The organism is Klebsiella sp. 2680, from assembly GCF_900198535.1.
Taxonomy (GTDB): Bacteria; Pseudomonadota; Gammaproteobacteria; order Enterobacterales; family Enterobacteriaceae; genus Klebsiella; species Klebsiella indica.
In genome coordinates this window covers 688,311-707,960 of the sequence record NZ_FZNJ01000003.1, presented here as the reverse complement: position 1 = coordinate 707,960, position 19,650 = coordinate 688,311, and the positions used below count along the sequence as shown (strand labels likewise).

At 55.9% G+C, this 19,650-nt stretch carries 15 protein-coding genes; 7 read left to right on the top strand and 8 right to left on the bottom strand.

The features are described from left to right. Positions 1–45 precede the first annotated feature (45 nt). Positions 46–1,347, bottom strand: coding sequence for an MFS transporter (locus tag FN037_RS16450; RefSeq protein WP_142502729.1), 1,302 nt, complete (start codon positions 1,345–1,347; stop codon positions 46–48). A 485-nt stretch (positions 1,348–1,832) separates the two neighbouring features. Between FN037_RS16450 and uxaC the strand changes: the two genes are divergently transcribed. The 3 genes from uxaC to FN037_RS16435 all read left to right on the top strand — a co-directional run bounded on the left by uxaC (position 1,833) and on the right by FN037_RS16435 (position 5,480). Further along, complete coding sequence (gene uxaC / locus FN037_RS16445; protein ID WP_142502728.1) at positions 1,833–3,245, top strand: glucuronate isomerase; 1,413 nt, start codon at positions 1,833–1,835, stop codon at positions 3,243–3,245. A gap of 18 nt (positions 3,246–3,263) precedes the next feature. Further along, positions 3,264–4,751, top strand: a complete 1,488-nt coding sequence (locus FN037_RS16440; protein ID WP_138362461.1) for a UxaA family hydrolase — start codon at positions 3,264–3,266, stop codon at positions 4,749–4,751. Between the two features lie 174 nt (positions 4,752–4,925). Further along, positions 4,926–5,480, top strand: a complete 555-nt coding sequence (locus tag FN037_RS16435; protein WP_142502727.1) for a YgjV family protein — start codon at positions 4,926–4,928, stop codon at positions 5,478–5,480. A gap of 13 nt (positions 5,481–5,493) precedes the next feature. Here FN037_RS16435 and sstT read toward each other — a convergent pair whose 3' ends face one another. From sstT to FN037_RS16415, 4 genes are all read right to left on the bottom strand, one after another. Then, complete coding sequence (sstT, locus tag FN037_RS16430) at positions 5,494–6,741, bottom strand: serine/threonine transporter SstT (RefSeq protein ID WP_142502726.1); 1,248 nt, start codon at positions 6,739–6,741, stop codon at positions 5,494–5,496. A 235-nt stretch (positions 6,742–6,976) separates the two neighbouring features. Then, positions 6,977–7,945 carry a TerC family protein gene (locus FN037_RS16425; RefSeq protein ID WP_138362464.1) on the bottom strand — a complete coding sequence of 323 codons (969 nt, stop codon included), beginning with the start codon at positions 7,943–7,945 and terminating at the stop codon, positions 6,977–6,979. Positions 7,946–8,196: 251 nt separating this feature from the next. After that, positions 8,197–9,186 carry a Gfo/Idh/MocA family protein gene (locus FN037_RS16420; RefSeq protein ID WP_142502725.1) on the bottom strand — a complete coding sequence of 330 codons (990 nt, stop codon included), beginning with the start codon at positions 9,184–9,186 and terminating at the stop codon, positions 8,197–8,199. Between the two features lie 70 nt (positions 9,187–9,256). After that, complete coding sequence (locus tag FN037_RS16415) at positions 9,257–9,760, bottom strand: M48 family metallopeptidase (protein WP_142502724.1); 504 nt, start codon at positions 9,758–9,760, stop codon at positions 9,257–9,259. Between the two features lie 86 nt (positions 9,761–9,846). On the opposite strand from FN037_RS16415, the gene rlmG reads away from it, so the two are divergent. Further along, positions 9,847–10,983, top strand: coding sequence for a 23S rRNA (guanine(1835)-N(2))-methyltransferase RlmG (gene rlmG / locus FN037_RS16410; RefSeq protein ID WP_142502723.1), 1,137 nt, complete (start codon positions 9,847–9,849; stop codon positions 10,981–10,983). A gap of 91 nt (positions 10,984–11,074) precedes the next feature. On the opposite strand, the gene FN037_RS16405 is transcribed toward rlmG, so the two are convergent. From FN037_RS16405 to lsrR, 3 genes are all read right to left on the bottom strand, one after another. Beyond that, on the bottom strand, positions 11,075–13,093 hold the full coding sequence (locus FN037_RS16405; protein WP_142502722.1) for an NADPH-dependent 2,4-dienoyl-CoA reductase: 2,019 nt from the start codon (positions 13,091–13,093) through the stop codon (positions 11,075–11,077). Between the two features lie 230 nt (positions 13,094–13,323). Next, positions 13,324–14,910: an autoinducer-2 kinase gene (lsrK, locus tag FN037_RS16400; protein ID WP_142502721.1), complete on the bottom strand. Its 1,587-nt coding sequence runs from the start codon at positions 14,908–14,910 to the stop codon at positions 13,324–13,326. A 37-nt stretch (positions 14,911–14,947) separates the two neighbouring features. Further along, the gene (lsrR, locus tag FN037_RS16395; RefSeq protein ID WP_142502720.1) at positions 14,948–15,919 is read right to left on the bottom strand and encodes a transcriptional regulator LsrR; all 972 of its coding nucleotides are present in this window, start codon (positions 15,917–15,919) and stop codon (positions 14,948–14,950) included. A gap of 219 nt (positions 15,920–16,138) precedes the next feature. Between lsrR and lsrA the strand changes: the two genes are divergently transcribed. Genes lsrA through lsrD form a run of 3 tightly spaced genes read left to right on the top strand, consistent with a single transcriptional unit; the run spans position 16,139 to position 19,650 of the window. After that, a complete protein-coding gene (gene lsrA / locus FN037_RS16390; RefSeq protein WP_142502719.1) occupies positions 16,139–17,626 on the top strand; it encodes an autoinducer 2 ABC transporter ATP-binding protein LsrA in 1,488 nt (495 codons plus the stop codon). Next, complete coding sequence (gene lsrC, locus FN037_RS16385; protein WP_142502718.1) at positions 17,623–18,657, top strand: autoinducer 2 ABC transporter permease LsrC; 1,035 nt, start codon at positions 17,623–17,625, stop codon at positions 18,655–18,657. Before lsrA ends, lsrC begins: the two co-directional genes overlap by 4 nt. Continuing rightward, positions 18,658–19,650: an autoinducer 2 ABC transporter permease LsrD gene (gene lsrD / locus FN037_RS16380; protein WP_142502717.1), complete on the top strand. Its 993-nt coding sequence runs from the start codon at positions 18,658–18,660 to the stop codon at positions 19,648–19,650.

Genomic DNA, 19,650 nt, shown 5'->3' with positions numbered 1-19,650 from the left:
CCGCCTTAACCAGGGCGGCTTTCGTATGACAATGAGCGGAGACGGCTAGCTTTGTGTTGCCGGGTTGGTGGCGTTTACCGGCGTAGCGTTATCATCCGCCGATTTATTTTTCAGCACCGTCCAGATCACCACGGCGCCCAGCAGATCGAATACCGCCAGCACGGCGAACAGCGGGCTGAAGCCGATGGTATCCGCCAGCGCACCGACCACCAGAGCAAAGAGGGTGCTTGCCAGCCATGCAGCCATCCCGGTCATCCCGTTTGCCGTTGCCACTTCGTTACGACCAAATACGTCGGAAGAGAGGGTGATCAGCGCGCCGGACAGCGCCTGGTGAGCGAAGCCCCCGACGCACAGCAGAGCGATAGCTACGTACGGGCTTGTAAATAAACCAATCGTCCCTGGGCCGATCATCAGTAGCGCACCCATGGTCACCACCATTTTGCGGGAAACAATCAGATTCACGCCAAACCAGCGCTGGAACAGCGGCGGCAGATAACCACCGACGATACAACCGAGATCCGCGAACAGCATTGGCATCCAGGCGAACATGGCAATCTCTTTCAGGTTAAAGCCGTAGACTTTAAACATGAACAGCGGGATCCAGGCGTTGAACGTTCCCCATGCGGGTTCCGCAAGAAAACGCGGCAAAGCAATACCCCAGAACTGGCGGTTACGCAGAATTTGCCACGGCGACATTTTCTTGCCGTTGTTGGTCTGGTGCTGAGATTCCTGGCCACTAATAATGTAGTTGCGTTCTTCTTCTGTTAATTTTTTCTGATCGCGCGGGTGTTTGTAGAAAATTAACCACGCCATTGCCCAGATGAAGCTCAGAACGCCGGAAATGATAAATGCCATTTGCCAGCTGTGCATCACGATAGCCCATACCACCAGCGGGGGAGCAATCATCGCGCCAATAGAGGAGCCCACGTTGAAGTAGCCAACGGCAATAGAACGTTCTTTTGCCGGGAACCATTCAGAACTGGCCTTCAAACCGGCGGGGATCATCGCGGCTTCAGCGGCGCCGACCGCACCGCGGGCCAGCGCAAGGCCCCCCCAGCTCCCCGCCAGCGCCGTAGAACCACAGAAGAGCGCCCATGTGACAGCAAAGAAGGCATAACCGACTTTGGTGCCCAGAATATCAAGGATATAACCGGCAACAGGTTGCATAACGGTGTAAGCAGCGGAATAGGCTGCGATGATATAGGAATATTGTTGTGTGGAGATATGCAACTCTTCCATTATCGTTGGTGCGGCTGCCGCCACCGTGTTACGCGTCAGGTACCCCAGAACAGTGCCTAGTGTCACCAGTCCGATCATATACCAACGTAACCCTTTAATTTTACGCATGTAAAACCTCATCGTTTTATTATATATCCGCAGCATATGCGGCTATCTTCCGGCTCTGTCATTGAAGCGCAGAAGGTGAAACGGAGGGTTCAGGAGAGGAAACCTCATATGGTCCGAACCTTGCCATCAACTGTTGTGTCTGATTCGGTGTCCATACCGGTTAATCCGACGTGATAATTCATCGGTAATGCATTCCATTGGTATATAAGTTTCGACGGGAGCAAGATAACTTGTCATACAACTTGAAAAGTTGAGTGACGTCACAAAAGGAGGAAAGTTTGTGTGGATATGATTTTCTGCGATGAAGCCCAGATTTGGCGCGCGCTGGAGGGGCGTTTACATTAATAGCGGCGGTTTTTTTGTCGACGTTTATTGATCTAACTCACGAAAAATACTTCGGCTTGCGCGAATTGGTGTGATAACTTTATCGGCATGACAGTCAATCATCTGATGGGCTCCCGCTGAAGGGTGAAGAGGACACGAAAATGACACCGTTTATGACCGAGGATTTTCTGCTTGATACCGAGTTTTCCCGCCGTCTGTACCACGATTACGCTAAAGATCAGCCGATTTTCGACTATCACTGCCACCTGCCGCCACAGCAGATTGCTGACAATTACCGCTTCAAAAATCTGTATGATATCTGGCTGAAAGGCGATCATTATAAATGGCGCGCTATGCGAACTAACGGCGTGGCCGAGCGTTTATGTACGGGTGATGCCTCTGACCGCGAGAAATTTGACGCCTGGGCGGCCACCGTACCACATACTATTGGCAACCCGTTATACCACTGGACGCATCTTGAATTACGCCGTCCTTTTGGTATTACAGGTAAACTCCTTTCTCCGGCAACCGCCGATGAAATTTGGGCGCAGTGCAACGAGCTGCTGGCGCAGGATCGCTTTTCCGCCCGTGGCATCATGCAGCAGATGAACGTGAAAATGGTCGGCACTACTGACGATCCGATCGATTCACTGGCGTATCACGCTGCTATTGCCAAAGAGCGCGACTTCCCGGTGAAAGTGCTGCCGAGCTGGCGTCCGGACAAAGCCTTCAACATTGAACAGGCGACGTTCAACGACTACATGGCGAAACTGGGCGCCGTGTCGGATACCGACATTCGCCGCTTTGCCGACCTGCAAACCGCGTTGACTAAACGTCTGGATCATTTCGCCGCTCATGGGTGCAAAGTTTCTGACCATGCGCTGGATGTGGTGCTGTTTGCTGAAGCCAACGAAAGCCAGCTGGATAGCATTCTGGCACGTCGCCTGGGGGGAGAAACCCTGAGCGAGCATGAAGTGGCTCAGTTCAAAACCGCCGTTCTGGTTTTCCTCGGCGCGGAATACGCTCGTCGCGGCTGGGTGCAGCAGTATCATATTGGCGCGCTGCGCAACAACAACCTGCGTCAGTTCAAACTGTTAGGGCCGGATGTTGGTTTTGACTCCATCAACGACCGCCCGATGGCGGAAGAGTTATCCAAACTGCTCAGTAAACAGAACGAAGAAAACCTGCTGCCGAAAACCATCCTCTACTGCCTGAATCCGCGCGACAACGAAGTGTTGGGCACCATGACTGGCAACTTCCAGGGCGAAGGTATGCCGGGCAAGATGCAGTTTGGTTCCGGCTGGTGGTTCAACGATCAGAAAGACGGCATGGAACGTCAGATGACCCAACTGGCGCAGCTTGGTCTGCTGAGCCGTTTTATCGGTATGCTGACCGATAGCCGTAGCTTCCTCTCCTATACTCGCCATGAATACTTCCGTCGCATCCTGTGCCAGATGATTGGCCGTTGGGTGAGCGCGGGTGAAGCCCCTGAGGATATTCAACTGTTGGGCGAGATGGTGAAAAACATTTGCTTTAACAATGCGCGTGACTACTTCGCTATTGAATTGAACTAAGGCCAGAGGTCGGTTGATATGCAATACATTAAAATCCATTCGCAAGATAACGTCGCGGTAGCGCTGGCGGATATGGCGGCAGGCACGGTAGTCACCATTGACGGCGATACGGTCACGTTGATGCAGGATGTTGCACGCGGGCATAAGTTTGCGCTACACGGCATTGCGAAGGGAAATAACGTCATTAAATATGGTCTGCCGATAGGACATGCGCTGGCGGATATTGTGCCGGGGGAACATATCCACTTCCACAATACGCGCACTAACTTAAGCGATCTTGACGCGTATAGTTATCAACCGGATCTGATTGCGCCAGCGGCGCAGCCTGCGGATCGCGCGGTGCAAATTTATCGTCGCGCTAACGGTGAAGTCGGGGTGCGTAATGAGCTGTGGATCCTGCCGACCGTCGGCTGCGTCAATGGTATTGCGCGCCAGATCCAAAACCGTTTTTTGCAGGAAACGAATCAGGCTGAAGGCACAGACGGCGTCTTTCTTTTCAGCCATACCTACGGCTGTTCACAGTTGGGCGACGATCACATCAACACCCGAACCATGTTGCAAAATATGGTGCGTCACCCGAATGCCGGGGCCGTGCTGGTGATTGGCCTGGGTTGCGAGAACAATCAGGTTGATGCTTTCCGAGAAACGCTCGGCGACATCGATCCTGAGCGCGTCCATTTTATGGTCTGCCAGCACCAGGATGACGAAGTGGAAGCGGGAATAGAACATCTCCACCAGTTGTACAACGTAATGCGTCACGACAGGCGTGAACCGGGAAAACTAAGCGAACTGAAATTTGGCCTTGAGTGCGGCGGTTCTGATGGTCTGTCCGGTATTACCGCTAACCCGATGCTGGGCCGCTTCTCGGATTATCTGGTTGCCAACGGTGGGACCACGGTACTGACTGAAGTACCGGAAATGTTCGGTGCTGAGCGACTGCTGATGAGCCACTGTCGTGACGAAGAAACTTTCGGCAAGCTGGTAACGATGGTCAATGATTTCAAACAGTACTTTATCGCCCACAACCAGCCGATTTATGAGAATCCATCGCCGGGCAACAAAGCGGGCGGTATTACAACGCTGGAAGATAAGTCGCTGGGCTGTACGCAGAAAGCGGGATCCAGTCAGGTAGTTGACGTGCTACGTTACGGCGAGCGCCTGAAAGTTCGCGGTCTTAACCTGCTGAGTGCTCCGGGTAACGACGCGGTGGCAACCAGTGCGCTGGCCGGGGCGGGCTGCCATATGGTGCTGTTCAGCACCGGCCGTGGCACGCCCTACGGCGGTTTTGTTCCCACGGTGAAAATTGCCACCAACAGCGAGCTGGCGACCAGGAAAAAACACTGGATCGACTTTGATGCCGGGCAACTGATTCACGGTAAAGCGATGCCGCAATTACTGGAAGAGTTTGTCGATACCATTGTGGCGTTTGCTAACGGCAAGCAGACCTGTAACGAACGTAATGATTTCCGCGAACTGGCTATATTCAAAAGCGGCGTTACCCTTTAATTACCCGTCATTTTTCACACCACATCATCCCGGTGACTTACTTCAGTAAGCTACCGGGGATGTCTGAGCTTGCCGCCTTGCTGTGGCGTGAAATCTGGTGAGTTATAAAAGGAAGGCGTTTCAAAAACGGCGTTTCAGAGTATGATGCGCCGTTTTGTTTTATAAGGACTCCCCATGACCGCGTATTGGCTTGCCCAGGGCGTTGGTGTTCTCGCCTTTCTGATCGGCATTACCACTTTTATCAACCGGGACGAGCGCCGCTTCAGGCTGCAGCTTGCCGTCTATAGCGCCACCATTGGCGTGCACTTTTTTTTGATGGGGGCGTATCCGGCGGGAATGAGCGCCGAGCTGAATACCGTACGAACCCTTATCTCAATGCGTACCCGCAAGCTCTGGGTGATGACCGTGTTTATTGTGCTTACGCTGGTGCTGGGACTGGCGAAGCTGCAGCATGCCATGGAACTGCTGCCGATTGTTGGCACCCTGGCCAGCACCTGGGCGCTATTTCGCTGCACGGGATTAACCGTTCGCTGCGTGATGTGGTGTGCGACAGCCTGCTGGGTGATCCACAACTTCTGGCTGGGATCGATTGGCGGCACGATGATTGAAGGCAGCTTTCTGGTGATGAATGGTCTGAACATTATCCGCTTTCGGCGGATGCAAAAGCGTGGTATTGACCCGTTTAAAATGGAAAAGAGGATACAGAAAGAGAACCCCTCCGCAGGTTAGCGGAGGGGGAGGATTAGCTGCGCAGCGGCTCTTTCGCCAGCTGCTGGTCTTCGGCCATACAGGCTGCCGCAGTAAAGAGAACGTCGGTAGAAGAGTTCAGCGCGGTTTCGCAGGAGTCCTGCAAGACGCCGATGATAAAGCCAACGGCCACCACCTGCATGGCAACATCGTTCGGGATGCCAAACATATTACAGGCCAGCGGAATTAACAGCAGTGAACCGCCCGCCACGCCGGAAGCGCCGCAGGCGCACAGCGACGCCACGACGCTAAGCAGCAGCGCGGTCAGCAGGTCAACCGGGATATTCAGCGTATGGACGGCTGCCAGGGTGAGTACCGTAATGGTGATCGCCGCACCGGCCATATTGATGGTCGCCCCCAGCGGAATAGACACCGAGTAAGTATCGCGATCCAGATTCAGCTTTTCACTCAGCGCCATATTCACCGGAATATTGGCGGCGGAGCTGCGGGTAAAAAAGGCGTAAACGCCGCTTTCGCGCAGGCAGAGTAGCACCAGCGGATAGGGGTTGCGGCGAATTTTCCAGAACACCAGCAGCGGGTTAATGACCAGCGCCACCAGCAGCATACAGCCAACCAGCACCAGAAGCAGATGGGCGTAGCTCCAAAGGGTTTCAAAACCGGTGGTCGCCAGCGTTGAGGAGACCAGGCCAAAGATCCCCAGCGGCGCGAAGCGGATTACCACTTTAACGATAAAAGTCACCGCATGGGAAACGTCGTTAATCAGGTTTTTGGTGGTTTCGTTTCCGTGACGCAGCGCGAACCCAAGACCCACGGCCCACACCAGAATGCCGATATAATTGGCGTTCAGCAGAGCGTTAATCGGATTGGAAACCATGCTCATCAATAGTCCGCGCAGGACTTCGACAATCCCCGACGGTGGCGTGATGCTGTCTGCCGCCGAGGTAAGGTGCAGCGTTGAGGGGAAGATAAAGCTAAACAGCACGGCGGTTAACGCCGCACTAAACGTACCCAGCAGGTAGAGGAACAGAATCGGGCGGATACGGGTCTTTTGCCCCTGCTGATGGTTAGCGATTGAGGCCATCACCAGCATCAGAACCAGCACCGGCGCGACCGCTTTCAGCGCGCCGACGAATAGCGTTCCCAACAGTCCCACGGCGATTGCGGCGGGTTTTGAAACCATCGCCAGCAGTACGCCGAGTACCAGACCGATTAAAATTTGTTTGACCAGACTACCCTGAGCCATGCGGCGCAGCAGGGTTGAACGGGGTGATTGGCTTACCATGTTTATTCCTTCCAGTGAAGTCGCGATCTGTTCCGGCTACGTATTATTTGTAACGTTTATGTCCGGATGTAAATAGATGTTTGCCTGGTTGAGTATACGGAAAGATTGGCATTGGGAAAGGGTAAAATATCGTTTTTGGTGCTAAGAACATATTTTTAGCATTGTGTTAACGCTTATATAGCGTAGGGCATGTTGTTGACCGGATGAAAGGGGATTTCACCCGGTCAGCTATGACTTATGGCAGCCGTTTTTTCTTGTCGTGTTGCTGATTGACCCAGGCATTAATAATTAACGTCAATACCAGAATGCCGCCCACGATGCCAAGCGAGAACCCGATTGGTATGTGGAAGAAATCGACAATCAACATCTTGATACCGATAAACACCAGAATGACCGACAGGCCATACTTCAGCATGGAGAAACGCTCGGCGACGCCTGCCAGCAGGAAATACATTGCGCGCAGGCCGAGGATAGCGAACAGATTTGAGGTCAGCACGATAAAGGGATCGGTGGTGACGGCGAAAATGGCCGGAATACTGTCAACGGCGAAGATAACATCGCTCAGTTCGACGAGGATCAGCACCAACAGCAGCGGCGTAGCGTAAAGCGCGCTATTCTGGCGGATAAAGAAGCGCTCGCCCTCGATCTTATCCGTCATGCGCAGATGATTGCGGAGCCAGCGCACCAGCGGTTTGTCGCCGATACCGGACTCATCTTCTTTCGCCAGCGCCATTTTCACGCCGGTAAACAGCAGGAACGCGCCGAAGACGTAGAGCAGCCATTCGAACTGGGAGATCAGCCAGCTACCGGTGAAGATCATAATCGTACGCAGCACGATCGCGCCTAACACGCCATAGACCAGCACCCGGCGCTGTAGCGCAGGCGGGACGGAAAAGTAGCTGAACAGCATCAGCCAGACGAAGACATTATCCACAGCCAGTGCTTTCTCAATGAGATAACCGGTAAGGAACGCCAGCGCTTGCGGGTCGGCTACAGCGCGACCTTCGGTCTGCACCAGATACCACCAGAAAGCGGCGTTAAACAGCAGTGAGAGGGTAACCCAGAGAACAGACCAGCCTGCAGCTTGCTTCATGGTCATGCTATGCGCGCCGCGCCGTCCTTGCAGCAGCAGATCGATAGCCAGCATGATGACCACCACCACGGCGAATCCGCCCCATAACAACGGTGTGCCGACACTATTCATTACGATATTCCTTACATAAAAACAAAACGGCTGACGTCGGAAGACGGCAGCCGCTGCGCTTTTATGCAGAGACCTCGCCTTCCGGCAAGGTCTCACTTACAACAAGAAGCTTGTTGCCCGGCGACCGGATGCGGTTTTTCACGCATCGTAATGACGATCGACCGGCAAGGAAGTTACTCCCCTTTGCGTGTCACAAACTATTACAACTTATAAATAGGGTCAATGGCGTCTGGTGGTCCCTTTACACTCCTTTACGCCACCGACTGGCTATCCGCCGGGAAGACCACGCCGGTCTGGCGACGAATCTCGCTCAGCAGTTTTGCCGTGATACGGCTAACTTCCAGAGCCGGATGAACAACCGCATTGCTTTCAACCAGACCAGCAAATGTCTCCGCTTCATACAGCATTGTATTAATATGCTGCGGTTGACTCAGATCCTGGGCTTTGCCGCCGCGCGGCACCAGGCAGATCTTCTGGCATTCAGATATTTTCTCAATAACCAACGCGCCAGATTCGCCCTGAATTTCGCTCGGGATCGCGGAATCACTCACTTTCGAATGATGCAGAGTGACATCAAAATCACCGTAGCTCAGCACGACGGTCCCCTGACCATCGACCCCGCTCTCCAGCAGGCTGGCGCTGGCGTGGACTGCGCGCGGTTCGCCCCACAGCGCAACCGCCGACGCCAGACAGTAAAAACCGATATCCATAATCGAGCCATTCGAGAAGGCCGGATTAAAGGTATTGGGGTTTTCACCATCCAGATAGCGCTGGTAGCGCGAAGAATACTGGCAGTAGTTAATAAAGGCTTTGCGCAGCTTACCGATTTTATCCAGCGACTGCTTCAGCAGCAGGAAATTTGGCAGGCTGGCGGTCTTGAACGCTTCGAAAAGCACCACGTTATGTTCCCGCGCCACCTTTATGGCGGCTTCCACTTCCTGCAGATTTGATGCCAGCGGTTTTTCGCAAATCACATGCTTTTTATGGCTCAGAAACAGGCGCGTTTGCGGGAAGTGCAACGCGTTAGGGCTGGCGATATAGACGGCGTCAACATCGGCGCTTTGCGCCAGCGCTTCCAGTGAAGTGAACAGATGTTCGACGGGATAATCGTTGGCGAAAGCCTGGGCTTGTTCAAGGCTGCGGGAGTAAATGGCGGTAAGTTTATATTTGCCGGTTTCATGGGCGGCATCGACAAACTGCTTAGTGATCCAGTTTGTGCCAACAACTGCGAAACGTATCATAAACGTTGACGAACTCCATAAAAAGGGATCTTTCGTCACTGTAACACGCCATCATAACAAAACCAGTGCGCTACTGCGCAGAACGGTTTAACGAAAGCTGCGTCAGCCACAGGCGGGTATCAAACTCAAGCTGGTGGTATTGCGGTTCCATGTAACAGCACAACTGATAAAACGCTTTGTTGTGTTCTTTTTCCTTCAGATGCGCCAGTTCGTGAACCACGATCATTCGCAGAAAAGGTTCCGGCGCATCACGAAAGACGGTGGCGACGCGGATCTCGGCTTTGGCCTTCAGCTTGCCGCCCTGTACGCGCGAAACGGCGGTATGCAGCCCCAGTGCATTGTTCAGCACATGGATCTTGTTGTCATACATCACTTTGTTGATCGGCGGGGCGTTACGCAGAAACTGGTTTTTCAGATCCTGGGTATACTGCCAGAGCGCTTTATCGGTCGTGAAATCATGCGTTCCCGGATAGCGTTTTTCCAGCACTGCGCCCAGACGCTGTTCAGCAATAAGCGTGCGTACCTGAGACAGTAAATTCTCCGGGTAGCCGTGGAGATAAGTAAGTTGACCCATCAAAGCCCCAAATTAAATCTAAAAAAAGAGTATACTCACGCACCCTTTCAGGGATAACAGCGAAATTTTACCATTCAGGAGGGCCGATGAGCCACGTAGACAACGGTTTCCGTTCACTGACACTGAAACGTTTCCCGGAAACGGATGACGTTAACCCGCTTCAGGCGTGGGAAGCGGCGGATGAATATCTGCTGCAACAGTTAGACGACACGGAAATCAGCGGCCCGCTGCTGATCCTGAATGATGCCTTTGGCGCATTAAGCTGCGCGCTGGCTGAGCATACACCATACAGCATCGGCGACTCGTATTTAAGCGAGCTGGCGACGCGCGAAAATTTACGCCACAACGATATCGCCGAATCCAGCGTGAAGTTTCTCGACAGCACCGCCGCGTACCCGCCAGCGCCGGGCGTCGTGTTGATTAAGGTGCCGAAAACGCTGGCGCTGCTGGAGCAACAATTGCGCGCGTTGCGCCAGGTCGTGACTCCGCAGACCCGTATTATTGCGGGAGCAAAGGCGCGTGACATTCATACCTCCACGCTGGAACTGTTCGAAAAAGTGCTCGGCCCCACGACCACGACGCTGGCCTGGAAAAAGGCGCGCCTGATCAACTGTACCTTCAGTAAGCCTGAACTGGCGGATGCGCCGCAGACGCTGAGCTGGAAACTGGACGGCACCGACTGGACTATCCACAATCATGCGAACGTTTTCTCGCGTACCGGCCTGGATATCGGCGCGCGCTTCTTTATGCAGCATTTACCGGAAAATCTGGAAGGGGAGATCGTCGATCTCGGCTGCGGCAATGGCGTGATTGGCCTGACGCTGCTGGCGAAGAACCCTCAGGCGAGCGTCGTGTTTGTCGATGAATCGCCGATGGCGGTCGCGTCCAGCCGTTTGAATGTGGAAACCAACATGCCGGAAGCGTTGGATCGCTGCGAGTTTATGATTAACAACGCTTTGTCCGGCGTGGAACCTTTCCGCTTTAACGCCGTGCTGTGCAACCCGCCGTTCCATCAGAAACATGCGCTGACGGATAACGTTGCCTGGGAGATGTTCCACCATGCGCGCCGTTGCCTGAAGATCAACGGCGAGCTGTACATTGTGGCTAACCGTCACCTGGATTATTTTCACAAGCTGAAGAAGATTTTCGGTAACTGCACCACCATCGCCACCAGTAACAAATTCGTGGTGTTGAAAGCGGTCAAAACCGGTCGCCGCCGCTAATAGCGTGTGCCGGATGACGGCTAACGCCTTATCCGGCCTACAACGTGCTACCCCGTAGGCCTGATAAGCGTAGCGCCATCAGGCAATGCCCTTAAATCGCCAGCGCCAATGTTGTCCCCTGCGCAATTGCCCGCCGCGCATCCAGCTCCATCGCCACGTCGCATCCGCCAATCAGGTGTACCGTTTTCCCTGACGCGCGCAGCGGCTCCGCCAGTTCGCGCCGTGGCTCCTGCCCCGCGCAGATCACGACATGATCGACGTTCAGAAGCTGCGGTTCGCCGTTGATCAATACGTGCAATCCGTCATCGTCGATCTTCTGATAACTGACCGCCGGGATCATTTTTACGCCGCGGGACAACAGCGTTGCGCGATGGACCCAGCCGGTGGTTTTTCCCAGCCCCTGACCGGGTTTACTGGCTTTACGCTGTAGCATCACAATCTGACGTGGGCTGCGAGACAGATGCGGCCCTTCCGGGCGTAACCCGCCGGGCTGTTGCAGGCTGGTGTCGATCCCCCATTCCACGCAGAACTCGGCAATGCTCTGGCTGCTGGGATCGCCTGGCTGGCTGAGGTACATCGCGGTATCAAAACCAATCCCGCCGCAGCCGATAATCGCGACACGTTTCCCGACGGGAGTTTTATCGCGCAGCACCTCAAGATAGGTCAGCACTTTCGGGTGATCGATGCCCTCGATCGACGGTTTACGCGGCTCGATCCCGCAAGCGAGGATCGCTTCATCAAACGGTTGCAGATCGTCTGCGGTGACAAACCGGTTGAGCTTCAGTGTCACGCCGGTCACTTCGATCATCCGGCGGTAATAGCGCAGCGTTTCATAAAATTCTTCTTTGCCGGGGATCTGTTTAGCGATGTTGAACTGCCCGCCGATCTCGGCCAGGGCATCAAACAGCGTAACGTCGTGCCCGCGCGCCGCCGCGTTAATGGCAAATGCGAGACCCGCCGGGCCTGCGCCGACGACGGCCAGGCTTTTCTTATGCTCAGCCGGAACTATCGGCATTTTGGTTTCGTGACAGGCGCGTGGATTCACCAGGCAAGAGGTGACTTTACCCACGAAGATCTGATCCAGACAGGCCTGGTTGCAGCCGATACAGGTGTTGATCTCATCCGCCCGCCCTGATTGCGCTTTCGACAGCAGCTCGGCATCCGCCAGGAACGGGCGCGCCATCGACACCATATCCGCATCGCCGCGCGCCAGAATATCGTTTGCTACTTGCGGATCGTTGATCCGGTTGGTCGTGACCAGCGGAACGGTGACGTGGCCTTTCAGTTTGCGCGTTACCCAGCTAAAGGCGCCGCGCGGAACCGGCGTGGCGATCGTCGGGATACGCGCTTCGTGCCAGCCAATACCGGTGTTGATGATCGTCGCGCCAGCCGCTTCAATGGCCTGCGCCAGCTGTACGGTTTCGTCGAACGTCCCGCCGTTTTCCACCAGGTCGAGCATCGACAGGCGGTAGATAATGATAAAATCGCTGCCCACGCGCTGGCGTACCGCCCGCACCACTTCCACCGCGAAGCGCATACGCCTGGCGTAATCGCCGCCCCATTCATCGTCGCGCTGGTTCGTGCGCACGGTAAGAAATTCGTTGATCAGATAGCCTTCCGAACCCATCACCTCGACGCCGTCGTAACCCGCTTCCCGCGCCAGCTGGGCACAGTGGGCGAAATTTTTGATCAGCTGCAAGATCTCGTCATGGGTCAGCTCATGCGGCGTAAAGGGGTTGATCGGCGCCTGGCGTGCGGAAGGCGCGACCAGTTTTGGCTGGTAGCTGTAGCGACCGGTGTGCAGAATTTGCAGCGCGATTTTGCCGCCTTCCCGATGCACCGCGTCGGTAATGTGGCGGTGGTGAGCCAGTTGACTGGCGTCGTTAAGCAGCGCGCCGCCCGCCATGGTGACGCCGGAAGCCGCAGGCGCAATACCACCGGTGACGATCAGCGCCACCCCGTGGCGGGCGCGCTCGGCGTAAAAGGCCGCCAGTCTCTCCGCACCGTCCGGGCGCTCCTCCAGGCCCGTATGCATCGAGCCCATCAACACACGGTTTTTAAGCCGTGTAAAGCCCAGATCGAGCGGGGCGAAAAGCGACGGATAGCTCATAAGTGTGTCCAGTATGTAAAATTATTGTTATGTGGTCGGATGAGTTACTAATTTAGCCGTCACGGCGTAAAAGGGAAAAGGGGAATGCGATGATTGTGATGGGATTCAAAGAACGGCGGCGGAAGGTTCCCCTCACCCTGGCCCTCTCCCAAAGGAGAGGAGAAAGGCGAGTCTGTGCTTCGAATTAAAAAGCGGAACTGGACTATCCTCTCTCCCCTCCGGGGAGAGGGTTAGGGGACAACAGGCGCACGGCGCGCCAGCCCCGGCGCCTGCCACATCGATGTCGTCAACCCGCTATCGACCAGACCAAGCTGCTCGGCGTACACTGACTGCCATTTTGCCATCATCTCCTGATACAGCTCTTGATGCGCTGGATTGGGTGTAAACACCCGATGCCAGCTCACCAGCTTCTCGCCCGTCGTCGCCATATCGCTATACAATCCGGCACCGGTCCCGGCGGCGATAGCGCAACCTAAAGCGGTCGCTTCACGAACTTCCGGCACTCGTACCGGTAAGCCGGTCACATCGCTCAGGATCTGGCTCCATAGCGCGCCCTTCGAACCACCGCCAGCAAACACCAGACTATCGAACTGTACCCCGGAAAATTGTGAAATCTGCACCAGATTGCAGGCGGAAACAATGGCTGCATTTTCTTCCAGCGCGCGAAAGAGCGTGGCTTTATTGCATTTTTCCGGGTCGATGGAGAGGTTAATAAACGATGGCGCGGCGTGGTACCACTGCTTAAAATGCATCGCGTCGGAGAAAATGGGCATCACGCCGTGAGAACCTGCCGGAACGCGGCTGGCCATCTCTTCCAGCAGAGTATAAGCATCAACGCCGAGTCGTTCGGCAATCAGTTTCTCTTCCGCGCAGAAGGCGTCGCGGAACCAGCGCATTGTCAGACCGGTAAAGAAGCTGATGGACTCTGCTTGCGCCATGCCGGGGATGACGTGTGGATTAACGCGGATATTCATCTCTGGATCGGTGCGGACTTCCGGCAGATTAACGACCTGTTGCCAGAAAGTACCGCCGAGCACTGCAGTCTGCCCGGCTCGCACCACTCCCAGCCCAAGACAGCCGAGTTGCACATCGCCGCCTCCCATCACTACCGGCGTGCCCGCCCGCAAACCGCTCTGCTGTGCCGCCCCATCGGTGACCACGCCCAGCAAGGTGCCGGTCTCTTTTACCGGCGAGAGAATATCGGCGCGCAGACCGGCCATATCCAGTAGCGCCGGACGCCAGTCGCGACTGAACAGGTCGAGCATTCCGGTCGTTCCGGCGTTAGAGGGATCCACTGCCAGCTCGCCGGAAAGTTTTGCCGCCAGCCAGTCACTGATCATCGTGATGGTTGCCGCTTTACGGTAGATATCCGGGCGGTGGTGAGCCAGCCACAGCAGGCGCGGCATAGCGCTTAGCGCCAGGGTCTGCCCGGAAACGCTGTACACTTCGGATTCGAAACGGTAGTCGTGGATCTCTTTTAGCTCCGCCACTTCGCGGCTGGCGCGGGCATCAACATTCGCGCAGGCCCAGATGGCCTCGCCGTTGCGGTCATAAAGCACGATGCCCTCACGCATCGAACAGCAGGCAACGGACTGAATATCCACCGAAGAGAGGTGAGCGGCGGCCAGCGCCTGGCGGATACACTGGCAGGCCAGCAGCCAGTTGGTGTTAAGATCGAACTCCATTGAGCCTGGGACATTGTCCACGCTCAGGTGTTTCCATTCGGCCTGACCGACCGCAATTTGGCGTCCGTTGAGATCGAAAACCACTGCCCGAATGCTGCCGGTCCCGGCATCTAACGCTAACAGGTAACTCATGACATGCGCCTCGCTATTGTTGCGCGGCGCATGGCCGTTATGAGGCCAGCGTGAGCACCGCGCGTGCTGTTGTCTCTTCCGTTACCAGGCCATTAATCCGCTTGCCGATAAGGGCCGCGTAAATCGCCTGCGCTTTTTCAGTGCCTCCGGCGACGCCAACGATAGTCGGCAATTGCGCCAGTTCATCAAGGGTCACCCCCAGCAGTTCCCGATGGATCTCCAGCCCTTCGACGGGCTTGCCATCGGCCTGCAGGAAATAACCCAAAATGTCACCCACTGCGCCTTTGCGGGCATACATTAGCTGTTCGCCCTCGCTGATATAGCCGGAACGCAGGATGGTGGCGTCGCGGCGCTGGTCAATTGCGCCGATACCTACCACTGCCGCGTCTGCCGCCATGGCGGCCAGAATCACGTCGCGTACGCTCGATTCCCGACGCAAGATCTCCGCGACATCGGCAGACGACACCCTCAACGGCGCGGGGATCATGCTGACGCTACAGGCAGCATCCAGTTGGCCAATACCGGTCATATAGGGGCCGACGCCGCCGGAAAGCGTGACCAGTCGTATTTGCTGCGATCCGATAAATCCGCTCAGATGTTGCAGACAGCTCATGGTCGCCTCGCCAAAGCCCACTGCCAGCAACTGCCCAGGCGCGAGTACGCCCATTAACGATTGCGCCGCGCCGATCCCCAGACGGGTATTCATCGGCGGCGTATTCAGCGCGGGCAGCACGCGGGCGATTTTCAGGGCGAAACGCTGCTGAAGTTCAGTTTCCAGCGCCAGGCAGCCTTCATAGCGCGAGTTAATCTGTACCCTGATTACCCCGGACTGACGTCCTTTTTCCAGCAGACGAGAGATCTTTAACCGTGGCAGCCCTAAACGCTCGCCGATGTCGTTCTGCGTCAGCCCATCGTGGTAGTAACACCATGCCACCCGCGCCACCAGCTCTTCCTCGGCTAACGCCAGACCGGCGTAGCGACTCTCTTCCGTAATGCGTTTTTCGCTCATATAGTGAACTCTTATAAAAATTTAGATCATATGTTCGTTTTTGCCTGGTCGGAAAATGTGAACCGACTGGCAAAACCGATCTTTCATTGTGCTCCGTTTTTATTCAAACGATCTAAAGCATAAAACTGTGATCCTTGCACGGTTGTAAATATAGTTCACCGTCTACGCTTTTGAACATTATTAATTTAAAAAATCTTTTGTTCAAAATGAGGCGCGATAATGAAGCCACTGCTTGAAGCCCGTCAAATTTGCAAACAATTCTCCGGCGTTACCGTGCTAAAGCGTATTGATTTCACGCTGCTTTCTGGACAAGTGCATGCGCTAATGGGTGGCAACGGAGCCGGGAAATCGACGCTGATGAAAATCATCGCGGGGGTGGAAACGCCCGACAGCGGCGAGCTAATTCTCGGCGGACGCACGTTTGCGCGCCTCAATCCCGCACAGGCCCATCAGCAGGGTATTTATCTGGTGCCGCAGGAACCGATGTTATTCCCCAATCTGACGGTGCGGGAAAATATTTTGTTCCGTTTACCAAAACGCGTGGATAGCGAGGTTTACCTGCAGGAAAAACTGCAGCAGCTCAACTGCCAGCTTCCCCTTGATGCGACGGCCAGCACTCTGGAAGTTGCCGATCAGCAAATGGTAGAGATCCTGCGCGGGCTGATGCGCGACGCGCAGATCCTGATCCTTGATGAACCGACCGCTTCGTTAACGCCTGGCGAAACGGAACGTCTGTTTCGCCAGATCCGTTCCTTACAGGATCTCGGCGTCGGTATCGTTTTTATCTCGCACAAACTGCCGGAGATCCGCCAGGTCGCCAGTCACGTATCGGTGATGCGCGACGGCGCGGTGGTGCTGAGCGGCGAAACCGCGCAATACGGCGATAATCAACTGATCGGTGCGATGACGCCCGCCAGCCGTAACCATACGCTGAGCGACACGCAAAAGCTGTGGTTGGCGCTACCGGGGAATCGCCGCACTCAGGCACAGGATTTCCCGGTGCTGCGGGTCGAGGATCTGACCGGGGAGGGGTTTATTGATCTCAATCTTGAGGTCCGCGCCGGCGAGATCGTTGGCCTCGCCGGGCTGGTCGGTTCCGGGCGAACCGAATTTGCCGAAACGCTTTATGGTTTACGTCTGGCGCGTGCCGGTCGGGTGTGGCTGGAGAATCGCGATATCAGCCGCGAGAGCACCCGCAGCAGACTGGCCAGCGGGCTTGTTTATCTGCCGGAAGACCGGCAGGTTTCCGGGCTCTTTCTGGATGCTCCGGTGAGCTGGAACACGGTGATGTTTAACCAGCCATCGCTGTGGCAGCAGCACAAACGCGAAGCGGCCGTGGTTGAACGCTATCACCGGGCGTTGGGGATCAAAATGATTGATGGCGAGCGGCCGGTACGTACGCTCTCCGGCGGCAATCAGCAGAAGGTGCTGCTGGCTCGCTGCCTGGAGGCCAACCCACTGTTGCTGATCGTCGATGAACCGACGCGTGGGGTGGATGTTTCCGCTCGTGCCGATATCTATCAACTGCTGAAAAGCGTCGCCGCCCAGAACGTGGCGGTACTGATGATCTCCAGCGATCTTGATGAGTTCGTCGGCCTGGCGGATCGGGTGCTGGTGATGCATCAGGGCAGACAGAGCGGCGAACTGGCGCAGCAGGGGGTCACCGTCGATCGGATGATGACCCTGGCCTTCGGAGGGCAGGCATGAAGAGGTTACTGAAGAATCGCGAACTGAGCGCCTTACTCGCCATCGTGGTGTTATTTGCCGGACTGATAGCGCTCAACCCGGCTTATTTCAGCTTACAGACCCTGGGAATGATCTTTGCCAGTTCGCAAATTCTCTGCCTGCTGGCGTTGGGGGCGGCGCTGGTGATGTTGACCCGCAATATCGACGTTTCGGTTGGCTCCACCGTCGGCTTGTGCGCTATCGCGGTGGGCGTCGCGCTGAATAGCGGATATGGGTTGATGGCTGCCATGGCCTTTGCGCTGGCGATCGGCGCGCTGGCCGGCGCGTTTAACGGCCTGTTGGTGGTTGGACTACGGATCCCGGCGATTGTCGCCACTCTCGGTACGCTCGGGCTTTATCGCGGAGTCATGCTGCTATGGACCGGCGGCAAGTGGATCGAAGGCTTACCTAATAGCCTGAAGGCGCTCTCGGAACCGGCGTTCATCGGCATCTCGCCGTTGGGCTGGCTGGTGCTGGCACTGTTGGTGGCAGGCGGCTGGCTGTTATCGCGTACCGCCTTTGGCCGCGATTTTTATGCGGTTGGCGATAATCTTGCCGCCGCTCGCCAGCTCGGGGTCGCGGTGAATCGCACGCGGATGCTGGCTTTCACACTTAACGGCATGCTGGCAGCCTGTGCCGGACTTGTTTTTGCCGCGCAGATTGGTTTCGTGCCCAATCAGACCGGCAGTGGACTGGAGATGAAGGCTATTGCCGCCTGCGTGCTAGGGGGGATTTCGCTGCTTGGTGGTACTGGCACGCTTATCGGCGCTTTCCTCGGCGCTTTCTTCCTGACGCAAATCGATACCGTGCTGGTGCTGCTCCGTCTTCCGGCCTGGTGGAACGACTTTATTGCCGGACTCGTGCTGCTCGGCGTACTGGTGCTCGACGGGCGGTTACGCCAGGCGCTGGCCCGCCATCAGCGGGCGCAAAAGTACAGCCGCTTTCAGCCTGGAAACAGAGGAGGAAAACGCGTGGCCCCGTTTCCCGAACGCAAAAACAAAGAGGTGGCGTAAATGAAACTCAACTGGGAAAGCGCGCTGTTGGCATTACTGGTACTGGAGATTCTGCTATTTGGCGCATTGAACCCGCGCATGCTGGATCTCAATATGCTGCTGTTCAGCACCAGCGACTTTATCTGTATCGGTATCGTCGCCTTGCCGCTGACCTTGGTGATTATCAGCGGCGGTATTGATATCTCGCTTGGCTCGACCATTGGTCTGTGCGCCATCGCTTTAGGCGTAATGAACCAGGCGGGTTGGCCGATGGGCCTGGCGATCCCGTTGACGTTGCTGCTTGGTCTATTGTGCGGACTATTCAACGCGGCGCTGATCCACTATACCGGCATCAGCCCGCTGGTGATCACCCTCGGTACGCTGTATCTCTACGGCGGCGGCGCGCTGTTGCTCTCCGGTATGGCGGGGGCGACAGGCTATGAAGGTATCGGCGGTTTCCCGGACAGCTTCACCGCCTTCGCCAATCTGACGCTGTTTGGCTTGCCGATCCCGCTGGTGCTGTTCGCTGTCATCACCTTTTTCTTCTGGCTACTGGCGCATCGCGGGCGTTTTGGTCGTCACCTTTTTTTACTCGGGCAAAACCCGCGCGCTGCGCGCTATGCCGCGCTGTCAGTCAACGGTATGCCCTATGTGCTGTACGGCCTGGTGGGCGTGTCCTCGGCAATAGCCGCGCTGGTGATGGTCTCCTATTTCGGCTCGGCGCGGTCAGATTTAGGCCGCGACCTGCTGATGCCTGCGTTAACCGCCGCGGTGCTCGGCGGAGCCAATATCTATGGTGGTTCAGGTTCCATCATCGGTACCGCGCTAGCGGCGCTGCTGGTGGGTTATTTACAACAAGGTTTACAGATGGTCGGTATCCCCAACCAGGTGTCGAGTGCGCTCTCAGGGGCGCTGTTGGTTGTGGTGGTGATGGGGCGCTCACTGAGCCTGCACCGTGAAGGATTGCGGATGAGCTGGCGGCGTCTTTTCTCGCGTAAAACAATCGGAGCATAA

What these genes read in the sequence shown, in the direction of transcription:
- FN037_RS16405 (WP_142502722.1), bottom strand. Translation starts at nt 13,093, where the DNA reads ATGAGCTATCCGTCGCTTTTCGCCCCGCTCGATCTGGGCTTTACACGG.
- rlmG (WP_142502723.1), top strand. Translation starts at nt 9,847, where the DNA reads ATGAGCCACGTAGACAACGGTTTCCGTTCACTGACACTGAAACGTTTC.
- FN037_RS16440 (WP_138362461.1), top strand. Translation starts at nt 3,264, where the DNA reads ATGCAATACATTAAAATCCATTCGCAAGATAACGTCGCGGTAGCGCTG.
- uxaC (WP_142502728.1), top strand. Translation starts at nt 1,833, where the DNA reads ATGACACCGTTTATGACCGAGGATTTTCTGCTTGATACCGAGTTTTCC.
- lsrD (WP_142502717.1), top strand. Translation starts at nt 18,658, where the DNA reads ATGAAACTCAACTGGGAAAGCGCGCTGTTGGCATTACTGGTACTGGAG.
- FN037_RS16450 (WP_142502729.1), bottom strand. Translation starts at nt 1,347, where the DNA reads ATGCGTAAAATTAAAGGGTTACGTTGGTATATGATCGGACTGGTGACA.
- FN037_RS16420 (WP_142502725.1), bottom strand. Translation starts at nt 9,186, where the DNA reads ATGATACGTTTCGCAGTTGTTGGCACAAACTGGATCACTAAGCAGTTT.
- FN037_RS16415 (WP_142502724.1), bottom strand. Translation starts at nt 9,760, where the DNA reads ATGGGTCAACTTACTTATCTCCACGGCTACCCGGAGAATTTACTGTCT.
- FN037_RS16435 (WP_142502727.1), top strand. Translation starts at nt 4,926, where the DNA reads ATGACCGCGTATTGGCTTGCCCAGGGCGTTGGTGTTCTCGCCTTTCTG.
- lsrC (WP_142502718.1), top strand. Translation starts at nt 17,623, where the DNA reads ATGAAGAGGTTACTGAAGAATCGCGAACTGAGCGCCTTACTCGCCATC.
- sstT (WP_142502726.1), bottom strand. Translation starts at nt 6,741, where the DNA reads ATGGTAAGCCAATCACCCCGTTCAACCCTGCTGCGCCGCATGGCTCAG.
- lsrR (WP_142502720.1), bottom strand. Translation starts at nt 15,919, where the DNA reads ATGAGCGAAAAACGCATTACGGAAGAGAGTCGCTACGCCGGTCTGGCG.
- lsrK (WP_142502721.1), bottom strand. Translation starts at nt 14,910, where the DNA reads ATGAGTTACCTGTTAGCGTTAGATGCCGGGACCGGCAGCATTCGGGCA.
- lsrA (WP_142502719.1), top strand. Translation starts at nt 16,139, where the DNA reads ATGAAGCCACTGCTTGAAGCCCGTCAAATTTGCAAACAATTCTCCGGC.
- FN037_RS16425 (WP_138362464.1), bottom strand. Translation starts at nt 7,945, where the DNA reads ATGAATAGTGTCGGCACACCGTTGTTATGGGGCGGATTCGCCGTGGTG.